Origin of the sequence: Bacillus sp. MRMR6, from assembly GCF_001940785.1 — a bacterium.
Classification (GTDB): domain Bacteria; phylum Bacillota; class Bacilli; order Bacillales; family Cytobacillaceae; genus Neobacillus.
On the sequence record NZ_MSLS01000058.1, the window covers coordinates 1 to 12,235 of the forward strand.

4 protein-coding genes are annotated in these 12,235 nt (G+C 37.2%); all 4 read left to right on the forward strand.

Annotated elements, in window-relative coordinates; all coding sequences use genetic code 11:
* A partial coding sequence (locus BTR25_RS26040; protein ID WP_139311347.1) for a substrate-binding domain-containing protein occupies positions 1–335 on the forward strand: 335 nt, incomplete at its 5' end.
* Positions 336–435: 100 nt separating this feature from the next.
* Positions 436–6,375 carry an immunoglobulin-like domain-containing protein gene (locus tag BTR25_RS26045; RefSeq protein ID WP_075690870.1) on the forward strand — a complete coding sequence of 1,980 codons (5,940 nt, stop codon included), beginning with the start codon at positions 436–438 and terminating at the stop codon, positions 6,373–6,375.
* A 373-nt stretch (positions 6,376–6,748) separates the two neighbouring features.
* Positions 6,749–11,452: a family 43 glycosylhydrolase gene (locus tag BTR25_RS26050; RefSeq protein ID WP_075690871.1), complete on the forward strand. Its 4,704-nt coding sequence runs from the start codon at positions 6,749–6,751 to the stop codon at positions 11,450–11,452.
* Positions 11,453–11,843: 391 nt separating this feature from the next.
* The coding region (locus BTR25_RS26055; RefSeq protein ID WP_139311348.1) for a substrate-binding domain-containing protein at positions 11,844–12,235 on the forward strand (392 nt) is incomplete at its 3' end.

The following is a 12,235-nucleotide window of genomic DNA, read 5'->3' on the forward strand; positions in this document are numbered from 1 at the left end:
CGTTCTTAAAGTCTGATGGAAAGAACATTGATGTATTGTATGCCCATAACGACGATATGGCAATCGGAGCCATCCAAGCAATTGAAGAATACGGCTTAGTACCAGGTAAAGACATTACCATCATCGGTGTTGATGCAGTAAAAGGTGCATTTGAAGCAATGGCAGCTGGAAAAATGAACGTGACAGTGGAATGTAACCCAATGTTTGGACCGCAAATGGTTGATTTGATTGAAGCATACTTAGCTGGTGAAGAAATTCCGAAGCGTGTAGCTGTAGAGGAAAGCATTTACACAATGGATCAAGCTGAAGAGCTTCTTCCAACACGTGAATATTAAGAGAGTAATTCTTGTTCGAGATTAATAGCTATTGCATTAGCAATAGCTTTGGTTTTCGAATGGTGAATATTATTAAAACTAATTAATGAGGAGATTAATAATGAAATTAAGGAAAAGATTCTCGATATTTTTAATAACCTTAATGATCTTTAACACTTTATCAGGAATATTTCCACAGTCGTTTTTGGCTGAAGAACCTGCCACTCCTGAATTAATTCTCCATTATGATATGAAATCGAATGTGAAAAATGGAAATCAGACAATTATAAAGGATGTTTCCGGAAGTGATAAAGCATTTGATGGGGAATTTAAGAATCCTGATAATGGTCAATTAATGCATAACAATGAGGTTGGATATGTTTCTTTTAATGGTGGAAGCTCAACTTCAAATAGTGGGTATATTGAAATACCTAAAGCAGAAGATGGAACAGATTTATTAAATGGTTTACAAGATGTAACCGTTTCGGCTCTTGTAAATTGGAATAATGACGGTGTAAATCGTTGGATTTTTGGTTTAGGAACTGTGACGAATGATGCTGAGTATGGTAATAAGTATTTCTTCGTTACACCGCGTCATGGTGCTAGAAATGTTGCAGCAACAGGGATTTCATCAGCCGGATGGAGAAATGAATCCCTTATCAGCGGAACAGCGACAATGAAAGCGGACTCTTGGGAAGTTGCAACGGTTGTTTTCTCAGGAACAAATAATACAATCACCTTGTATGTAAATGGAAACCAGGCGGCAACAGGTTCAGCAGGCGGGAAAAAATTATCGGAAATTATAGACCCAGCCGCAGGTTTTTCTGGTTTAATCGGAAAATCGATCTTTAAAAATGACGACTCTTTTAAAGGCATGGTAGGAGATTTCCGTGTGTATAATGGTGCCATGTCAAATGCACAGGTTACAGCTTTATACACAGAAACATCCAATAAAATAGAAAATATCAATCAACTCGTTATCAATGATGCACAAGAATCATTGGATGTTTCTCACTATTTAAATAGTGAAGATAAAAGTACAGAGGAAGTTACAAAGGATATTGCACTCCCAACGACAGGTAAGCATGGAGCAGCTATTACGTGGACTTCAAGTAACACAAATGTCATCACAAATGACGGTAAAGTTACACGTACTGATTTAACGGAGGAAAATGTGGAAGTGGAGTTAACTGCCAACTTATCTTATGGTGGCAGTACAGCACAGAAAATATTTACAGTAACGGTTTTAAAGGAGTTTACCGATGAGGATAAGGTAGCACAAGATGCAGCTAACTTAATTCTTGAAAATACAGATAATGTAAAAGGAAATATCAGTCTTCCAGTTACAGGTAAGAATGGAAGTACTATTACTTGGGAATCTTCAAATCCAGAAATTATTAAAGGTTCTGCTCAAGCTGCCCAAGATCCTAAAAAGCTTGGCTGGATAACAAGACCTGAAGCAGATACAAATGTAACACTAACAGCTACTATAGCTAATGGAAACGCTGAAACAACAAAGGAATTTAACTTAACAGTTAAAAAAGACCCAGGTGAATTAGAGTATGATGCCTATTTCTTCTCTTATTTCACAGGAGAATATGAAGGCGGAGAGGAAATTTCCTTTGCTACTGCCGAAGATCCATTGAAATGGCGTGCATTAAATAATGGAAAATCCATTATTCAATCGAATATGGGTGAAAAAGGATTAAGAGATCCATTTATCATTCGTTCTCCGGAAGGCGATAAATTTTATATGCTGGCTACTGACTTGAAAATGGGTGAGAGCACCAATTTCGACCAAGTTCAAATAACAGGAAGCCATTACATGATGATTTGGGAATCCGATGACCTTGTAAACTGGAGCGAGCAACGGATGGTAGAAGTGGCTCCTAAAACGGGTGGTAACACGTGGGCACCTGAAGCCATTTATAATGAAAAAACAGGTGAATATGTTGTATTCTGGGCGTCTTCAATGAAAGACTCAGAAACATACGGAAGTTTCCCTAATGGAAGACCAGCAGGACAGTACAATGTTATGTATTATGCAACTACTAGGGATTTTATCACTTTTTCAGAACCAAAAGTATTTATCGATGAGGGCTTTCCTACAATCGATACAAGCTTTGTAGAAGATAATGGTACATTTTATCGATTTACAAAATCAGAAGTTAACTACAGAGTATATTACGAAAAAACAACAGATATTTTTTATGATAAAGACGGAATCGCTGAAAATGGGTTCCAATATGATGTCATTCCTAGGACAAAAAGTGGTAACAGTGGTTTAATTGGACATCTAGGTAACAATGAAGGTCAAACAATATTTAAAGATATCCATGAGGATAAATGGTATATGTTCTTAGATTCTTGGCCATATCATGTTCGTTGGTCGACAAATTTAGAGGATGGAACACAGTTTGTAAATAATTTATTGCCAACTAATGAATATGCACTGCCGCCAGGACCACGTCATGGTACAGTCATTCCGATTACTCGTGCGGAATATAATGCACTTCAGGAAAAATATGGTATAGTTGCACCAGAACCTTCAGAGGCACCGGTTGTTCATTATACATTTGATGATAATGATATGGATGGAACAACCGTTAAAGATGTCTCAAATAACGGATTTGATGCGAAATTAGTTGGCGGTTCAACTATTAATACTGAGGATACAATTGCAAATTCAACAGGATCAGTAGAATTAGATGGAAGTACGGGTTATGTAGAGCTTCCTGAAAATTTAATAAAAGACCTTAACCTTGAAAGTATGACAATGTCTACATGGGTTAATGTTGGACAAAATCAAGCAAATCAGCGGATTTTTGATTTTGCATCTGATACAGGCAGAATTGTCAATCGTAATACGATGTATTTAAGTACCCAAGGTGATTCTGGGAACTTAGAGTTCGCAATCGTTACTCCTTTCACTGAAAAGTTTGGAAATCAAACAACTCCTTTAGGAAGCGGTTATAAATATGCCGTGAGGGCTCCAAGGCTATCTACTTCTAGCTGGCAGCATGTAGCTGTGACAATTGAAGGCTATGATGCAGTAGTATATGTAAATGGGGAAGAAGTGGCAAGAAGCTCGACTTATAACGTTGAACCTAGAATGCTGTTAGAAACGACAATGAACTACTTAGGTAAGTCTATCAATAGCAGCCACAGCTTATTTAAAGGTAAGTTTGATGACTTTAGAATTTATAATCGTGCATTAAATGCTGATGAAGTTTCTGCTTTAGCAGATGAAGAAACTACAGTTCCTCCAGTTGAAGAACCAGAAGGAACAAACCTAATCCTTGATTATGATATGAACAAAATTGATGGAACGAAGGTTGTGGATAATACTGGTAATTTTGAAGGAAAGCTTGTAAATCCTGAAAATGCTGTTTTAATTATGGGGGAAGAAGCTGGAGTGATCAACTTTAAGGGCGGTTCTACAAGCTCTTATATTGAAATGCCGCAAGGTGTGTTAAATGATTTAGAAAGTGTTACAGTGTCGTCCCTTGTAAATTGGAATGGTACAAATGAGGCCGAATGGATTTATGCATTAGGTCAAGATAGTAATAAATATTTATTTACTACACCAAAACGAAATTCAGGAGACCGTTCTGCTCGAGTAGGACTTGGAATTACAAGCTGGAGTAATGAAGCAAGTGCAAATGCAACAACCGGTTCATTAAAGGCGAATGAATGGAAGCTAGTCACAACTGTTATGTCAGGTGAAGATCAGACGCTGAAATTGTACATTGACGGTGTTGAGGTTGCTTCTGGATCTACAAAGGGATATACATTAGCGGAAATTAACAATGTGAATGGAAGAAGTGGATTTATTGGACGCTCATTCTATTCAGGTGACCCTTACTTCGGTGGAATGATTGCTGATTTTGAAATTTATGATGGTGCATTATCGGCAGAAGAAGTAAGTGAATTAAAGGAAAAAGCAGATGAAAAAATTGCTGGTATGGAGGATTTACTTCTTCAAGATGCTAGTAAACAATTAAACTATGATGCTTTTATTAAGAACAATGTTAACAAAGATGAAATTACTTCAGATTTATCATTCCCAGAGGTTGGTCCAAATGGTACGAGCATTACTTGGGAATCACAAAATCAAGACATTATTACAAATGAAGGTAAAGTATCTAGACCTTCTTTTGAAGATGGTGACAAAACAGTAACGATCACAGCGACAATTACAGATGGAACAAATAGTGTAACAAAAGAGTTTATAGTTACTGTATTAAAGAAACCTCATGATTCGGTTTCAGTTAAATTAGATGCAGCTGAATTGAAGGTTCACAATATCCGTGATGTTCGTGGAAACTTAACATTGCCTGTAACAGGTGAAAACGGTTCAACGATTACATGGAAATCAAGTGATCCTGCCATGATTACTCCTACCGGTGAGGTAACTCGTCCTGCACAAGGTGAAGGTGATAAAACGGTTAGATTGACCGCAACTATTACCCTAAATGATGCAACAGTTACAAAAGCATTCTTAGCTCATGTTAAGGAAATGCCGAAGGAAGAAGAATATGAAGGATATGTATTCAGTTACTTTACAGGTGAAGGAACTGCAAATGGGGAACAGATCTATTTCTCATTAAGTGAAGGTAATGACCCGCTTAATTGGCAGGAGCTAAACAATGGACAACCAGCGATTACTTCTGAATTAGGTGAAAAGGGCCTAAGAGATCCATTTATTATTCGCTCTCCTGAAGGAGATAAGTTCTATTTAATTGCAACAGACTTGAAAATTAATGGGAATTGGAACTGGGATCGAGCACAAAGACAAGGCAGCAGATCAATTATGGTTTGGGAGTCAAATGACTTAGTGAATTGGTCTGAACAAAGAATGGCAGAGGTTGCACCGCCAGAAGCAGGTAATACGTGGGCTCCGGAGATTTTCTATGATGATACAACAGGAGAGTATATTGTTTTTTGGGCTTCCAAACTGTATGACAATGAGGAACATACTGGCGGGACTTATAACAAAATGATGTACAGTAAAACAAGAGATTTCTACACATTTACTGAACCAGAAGTATATATCGATTTAGGATACTCTGTCATTGATACAACGATGATTCAACATGACGGAAAAGTGTATCGTTTATCAAAGGATGAGAGAAACAATACGACTTCTTCACCTAACGGAAAATTCATTTTCCAAGAGGTGGGTGATTCGGTTCTTGATCCTAACTTCGAGCTTATTAAAGAGGGTATTGGTAAAGGCTCAATAGGTGCAGGAGAAGGACCAACGATCTTTAAATCAAATACGGAAGAAAAATGGTACATGTTTATTGATGAATTTGGCGGAAGAGGCTATGTTCCTTTTGAAACAACAGATCTAGATTCTGGTGAGTGGACAATGGTAACAGAATATGACTTACCTGCACACCCTCGTCATGGAACTATACTGCCTGTTACACAATCTGAATATGAGGCTTTATTTGCGAACGTACCAGCAGTCAAAGAGCCTGCTGCTGAACAAAAGGCAACAAATGTTACCCTTAATCAAGAAACATTAGAATTAGAAGTTGGAAAAGAAGGTCAGCTTGCTGCTACTGTAACTCCTGATGATGCAGTTAATAAAGAAGTCGTTTGGTCAAGTAGTAATGAGGAAATCGCGACTGTTGATGAAACTGGGAAAGTAACAGCATTGAAGGAAGGCAATGCAACGATAAGTGTATCCACAGTTACTGGCGGTTATATGGCCTTTGCAGAAGTAGTTGTTACTAAAGCAACAGACAACGAAACACCAGGAGAAGACAACGAAACACCAGGAGAAGACAACGAAACACCAGGAGAAGACAACGAAACACCAGGAGAAGACAACGAAACACCAGGAGAAGACAACGAAACACCAGGAGAAGACAACGAAACACCAGGGGAAGACAACGAAACACCAGGAGAAGACAACGAAACTTCAGGAAAAGGTAAAGAATTACCTAACACAGCTACTAATCTTTATAACTACTTAATGATTGGTATGATTTTACTAGCGGTAGGTGGAGTTAGTTTACTAGTAGCTAAAAGAAGAAAGATGAATTTGTAGTATCTTTAGGGAGGAATCAAAAGGCTTTTTACTGCCTTTTGATTCCCCACTTTCTATTGTAAAAGATAAGAATCTCTACTTCCTTAAGTTGTACAATTAAAAATTACAAAGACTCTCGTATGTATCAACCCAAAGTGCTCCTTTCAACTCCTAAGAAATAATATAACCTCCAAGAAAAGCCTAGAATTCAACATTTATACCATGTTTACTAGTATTGTTTTATGCCCTATCATTCAACAGTTAATCAAAGTTAGTTCTTATCATTTAGGGCGGTGTTGCCTGTAAAAAGATAACATTCTATCAATTTTAGTAACGAATCGTACACTTTTGTAACTAGTTATTCATTAAACTTAGCCAAGGAGGAAAAGCAACTATGAGGGGGAAGAAATATTTATCCGTATTTTTAACGTTATTAATGTTACTATCACTACTCCCATTACAAGTAATGCAAGCGGAGGAAAGTACGAATACGGAAAACAGCTTAATTGCTCATTATGATATGACGAAAGCAGATGGTAAATTAATAGATGTGTCGAACAATGGATTCAATGCTGAGCTTGTTGGCTTTCAAGAAGGAGACTTTTTAGAGGAAGAAAGCGACACGATTCTGAACTTTACAGGAAATAAGTATAAATTTGTAAAATTACCAAAGGGAATTATTAATGATGAAACATTTACCATTGAAACAAAATTTAGTACATCAACAAGTGCTAATCATTGGCTTTACTCAATTGGGACAAAGGAAAATGTATGGCCGAATGTAAATAATTATATCTTTTTCAATCCAAAGCAAGGGAATGGAACGGCTCGTTTTGGAATTAAAGATGCTTCACGGGAACTATTATTCCAAAATGCAACCATTCAGTCAGGTGAATATAATACGTTAACAGCAGTATTTAAAGAAGGAGAAATTACCCTATATCTAAATGGTCAACAGGTTGGAACATTACCACATACATATAAGGTAATGGAGATTCTTGCAGCAGGAACAGATCCTGCTGCAGATTTTATTGGATATATTGGTAAATCATTGTATACACCAGATCCAGCATTTACTGGAAAATTAGCAGATTTCAAAGTATACAACTATTCAAGATCAGCAGAGGAAATAAAACAAAGCTATTTACAATCAGCCGATGTTTTACTGGTGCATTATGACATGACAACAGCTGATGGGAAGTTAACAGATGTAACTGAAAATGGATTTGACGCTGAATATGCTGGGTTTGGTGATGGAGATTTCCAAGAGGACCAAAACGACACGATTCTGAACTTTACAGGAGATAAGTCTAAATTTGTAAAATTACCAAAGGGACTTATTGATGATGAAACATTTACAATCGAAACAAAGTTTAGCACAACAGCAAGTGCTAATCATTGGCTTTACACCCTTGGGACAAAGGAAAGTGTATGGCCGAATGTAAATAATTATATCTTTTTAAATCCAAAGCAAGGGAATGGAACGGCTCGTTTCGGGATTAAAGATTCTTCAAAGGAACTATTATTCCAAAATGCAACCATACAGTCAGGCGAATATAATACATTCACAGCAACATTTAAAGAAGGAGAAATTATCCTTTATTTAAATGGACAACAGGTTGGAACATTACCACATACGTATAAGGTAATGGAGATTCTTGCAGCAGGGACAGATCCTGCAGCAGATTTTATTGGATATATTGGTAAATCGTTGTATACACCAGATCCAGCATTCACTGGAAAATTAGCAGATTTTAAAGTGTATAACTATACATTATCGGAAAAAGAGGTAAGATTGAACGGTGGTTTACCTGAATTAACCGATGAGCAGATTTTCCAAAATGCAGTCGATAACCTATCAATTCCAAATGCAAATGATGTTCGTGGTCACGTTACGTTACCTGCAGGTAATGAAGATGGTGTAACCATTACTTGGGAATCATCAGATCCTTCCATCGTTACTGACGAAGCAACTGGGCCTAATGGAGAAATTCCAGCAGGTTTTGTAACAAGACAGGATGCGGATACCCAAGTGACGTTAACAGCAGCCATTTCTTATAAAGAAATGAGCGATACGAAGGAAATACTGCTTACTGTAAAAGCAAAACCAGAAGAGAAAGTGTATGATGCGTATTTAATGACGTACTTTACTGGCGAGAGTTCAACAGGAGAGCAAATCTATTTTGCAAGCAGTGAAGATGGATTAAATTGGGAAGATTTAAATCAAGGTTCTCCGGTGTTAACGTCTGATATAGGCGAGAAAGGTGTTCGTGACCCTTACATTTTACGCTCTCCAGAAGGGGACAAGTTCTATCAAATAGCCACTGATTTAAGAATCGCAAGTGGTAAAGGTTGGGGTGCAGCACAAAATGCAGGTAGTAAATCAATCATTATTTGGGAATCAACGGATTTAGTTAACTGGTCAGAACCACGAATGGCTGAAGTTGGTTTACTAAATGCTGGATGTGTATGGGCGCCAGAAGCAGTTTATGATGAAAAGACTGGTGAATATATAGTATTTTGGGCATCTAGACTAATAGATGAAAATGGAAATCTTAGCTATCAAGATGTTTATTATTCAAAAACTAGAGACTTTTATACTTTTACAGAACCTAAAATCTTTATCGATCGTCCTGGAAATACACATATTATTGATACGACGATCATTGAACATAACGGTACGTATTATCGTTACTCAGCTGATGGTCAAATCACAATTGAAAAAACAGATTCACTACTAGGTAATTGGTCAGAGGTTGGCTCATTTACTTGGAGTGAAATAAGAGGGAACGCTGTAGAAGGACCGTTAATCTTTAAATTTAATGAGCGAGATGAATGGAATTTAATGGTCGACCAATATTCAACAGGCCAAGGATATCTACCATTAATTTTATCTGATCTTTCAGTCGATGAATTTGAAATAGGATCTGGCTCATTAGGGTCTAATAGAAAGAGACATGGGGCTGTCCTAAACATTACACAAGAAGAGTATGAAGCTATTAAGCTGAAGTGGACAGAGGTTGTTGAGACACCTGCAGAAGAAGAGCAGCAAGAACCTGTACTTGAGTATAATTTCGATGAAACAAGTACAAACAGTAGCATTCAAGACCATTCCGGAAATGGAAATACTGGAACTTTGAATGGTAATGCAACTTATGTAACTGATCAAGAGAAAGACTCAAAAGTATTATATTTAGATGGAACGAATAATACATTTACAGCTTTCCCAACAGGGTTCTTTGATGGAAGAGATACAGTTACGATTTCAATGGATATAAAAGCAGAAACAGTAACAGGAAACTTCTTTACCTTTGCTATTGGAACGAATACAGATAAGTATATGTTCTTAAGAACTCGTGATACTGAAGTTCGTAATGCGATTACGCAAGGAAGCTGGGCAAGCGAGCAAGAAGTTAAATCTAGTACACCATCTATTAAGAGCAAATGGATGAATATTAATCTAGTCATTACACCTACAAGCATGAAGATGTATAAAGATGGTATTCTTTTAGCTGAGAATAACAATGTATCTGTAACAATGACTGACCTAGGTGCAGACTTACTAGCTTACTTAGGAAAATCATTCTATTCAGGAGATGCATATTTCAAAGGATATTTTGACAATGTAAAAGTATTTAATCGAGCTCTATCGGAAGAAGAAATTCAAGAGATGTCACTTCCGTCTACAGGTATTGCAAAGTTTGAATTATCTGGTCAAAAGGGTCAAACAATCATTGATAATGAAGCAAAAACAGTTACAGTTGGGTTCAAAGGGAAAGGCATCGATCTAACTGAATTAGCACCAACTATTTCTGTACTGTCTACTTCAACAGTAAGCCCTGCTTCAGGTGAAGAGCAAGACTTTACAAATCCTGTTACATATACAGTGACAGATAAGGATGGAAAAACGCAAGAATGGACAGTAAATGTCGTAGTTAATCCAACGGCAACATTACCAGGACTTTATGCTGATCCACAGATTTTTGTACATGGAGATACTTTCTATTTGTATCCGACAACAGACGGTTTTCCTGGGTGGTCTGGTACTCAATTTAAAGCATTTTCGTCGAAAGATTTAATTAATTGGGAGGATCATGGGGTTATTATTGATCTTGCTACTGATGATGTAGAATGGGCAACGGGTAATGCCTGGGCTCCAGGTTTTGCTGAAAAGGATGGGTACTTCTACCATTACTTCTCTGCTAACCAACAGATTGGGGTAGCAAAGTCATCATCACCAGTCGATGGATTTGAAGATGCACTTGGTGAACCATTAATCCCTAAAGGGAAATATTCAGGACAAGCAATAGACCCATATGTGTTTACAGATGAAGATGGTCAATCATATTTTTATTGGGGTAATGGAAGTTTATGGGGTGCTAAATTAAATGACGATATGATTTCGCTAGCACAGGAACCAGTAAACATGACTCAGCCAAACTTTAGAGAGGGTGCTGTAGTATTTAAGCGTAATAATCTTTATTACTTAATGTGGTCTGAAGATGACACAAGAAGTGAGAACTATCAGGTAGCTTATGCTACAGGAACATCTCCAATGGGACCTTGGACGAAGAAGGGTGTTATTTTAAGCAAAGATTTAAGTCTTGGCATAAAAGCAACAGGGCATCACTCTGTGTTAAATGTTCCAAATACAGATGATTACTATATTGTTTATCACCGATTTGCAATGCCTGATGGTAATGGAACTAATCGTGAAGTGATGATCGATAAAATGGAGTTTAACGAAGATGGTACAATTAAAAAAGTAGTACCAACATTAACGGGTATTACGGAACCAGTATATGTACCTACAGACGAAACACCAGGAGAAGATAACGAAACACCAGGAGAAGATAACGAGACACCAGGTGAAGATAACGAGATACCGGGTGAAGACAACGAAACACCAGGAGAAGATAACGAGACACCGGGTGAAGATAACGAAATACCAGGAGAAGATAACGATACTCCTAAAGGTGGGGAAAACGAGCTTCCGAATACATCCACAAATCTATATAACTATCTAATGTTAGGTATGATTTTACTAGCAGTGGGTGGAGCAGCTTTAGTAATTGCTAGAAAAAGAAACTTAAATTAGTATCGTTTCGTTTAAAAGCTCGCTTAAGCAAGTTATATAAACAGATTCCCTCTTGGAAAGGCAGTACACCCCGTACTGTCGACCAAGAGGGTTTTATTTTGCGTGCAAATTTAAACAAAAACAAATACTATCATTTCACCAAAGTTATAGAAGAAATAGTAGAATTGTGTTTGTACTTGTTAAAATAAAAGAGATATGTCAAAAAAAATACAATTTCTAATAAAGAAATTATAGTTTTTGTGATTTTATAGGTCCAAAGTTGCAAAATATATTGCATTTTTTTCGAAAGTTATTCCATTCACTCTAAACTGAAAACGCTTTAAAATAAGTGTATACCAATTCACGGAATTGAGTGAAAATTTGTTTGGATTGGAAAAAGGGAGGATTCATTATGCGGAAATTGTTTAATGGGAAAATGTTCTTATTAGTAGTCATGTCACTCATGCTGTTTTTAGCTGCATGCGGCTCAACTGGAACAGGAGGAAAAACAGATGACGCGAAAAGCGGATCTGGCGGTTCAAAGGATAGTGAGAAATTAGTCATAGGATTTTCTCAGGTTGGTGCAGAAAGTGAATGGAGAACAGCGAACACAAAATCCATGCAAGAAGCAATTAAAGCAGCTGGCCATGAATTAAAATTCTCTGACGCTCAACAAAAACAAGAAAATCAAATTAAAGCAATTCGTTCATTTATCGCACAAAAGGTAGATGCCATCGTATTCTCTCCAGTTGTTGAAACAGGATTTGAAACGGTTCTACAGGAAGCAAAGGATGCAGGAATTCC

What these genes read in the sequence shown, in the direction of transcription:
- BTR25_RS26045 (WP_075690870.1), top strand. Translation starts at nt 436, where the DNA reads ATGAAATTAAGGAAAAGATTCTCGATATTTTTAATAACCTTAATGATC.
- BTR25_RS26050 (WP_075690871.1), top strand. Translation starts at nt 6,749, where the DNA reads ATGAGGGGGAAGAAATATTTATCCGTATTTTTAACGTTATTAATGTTA.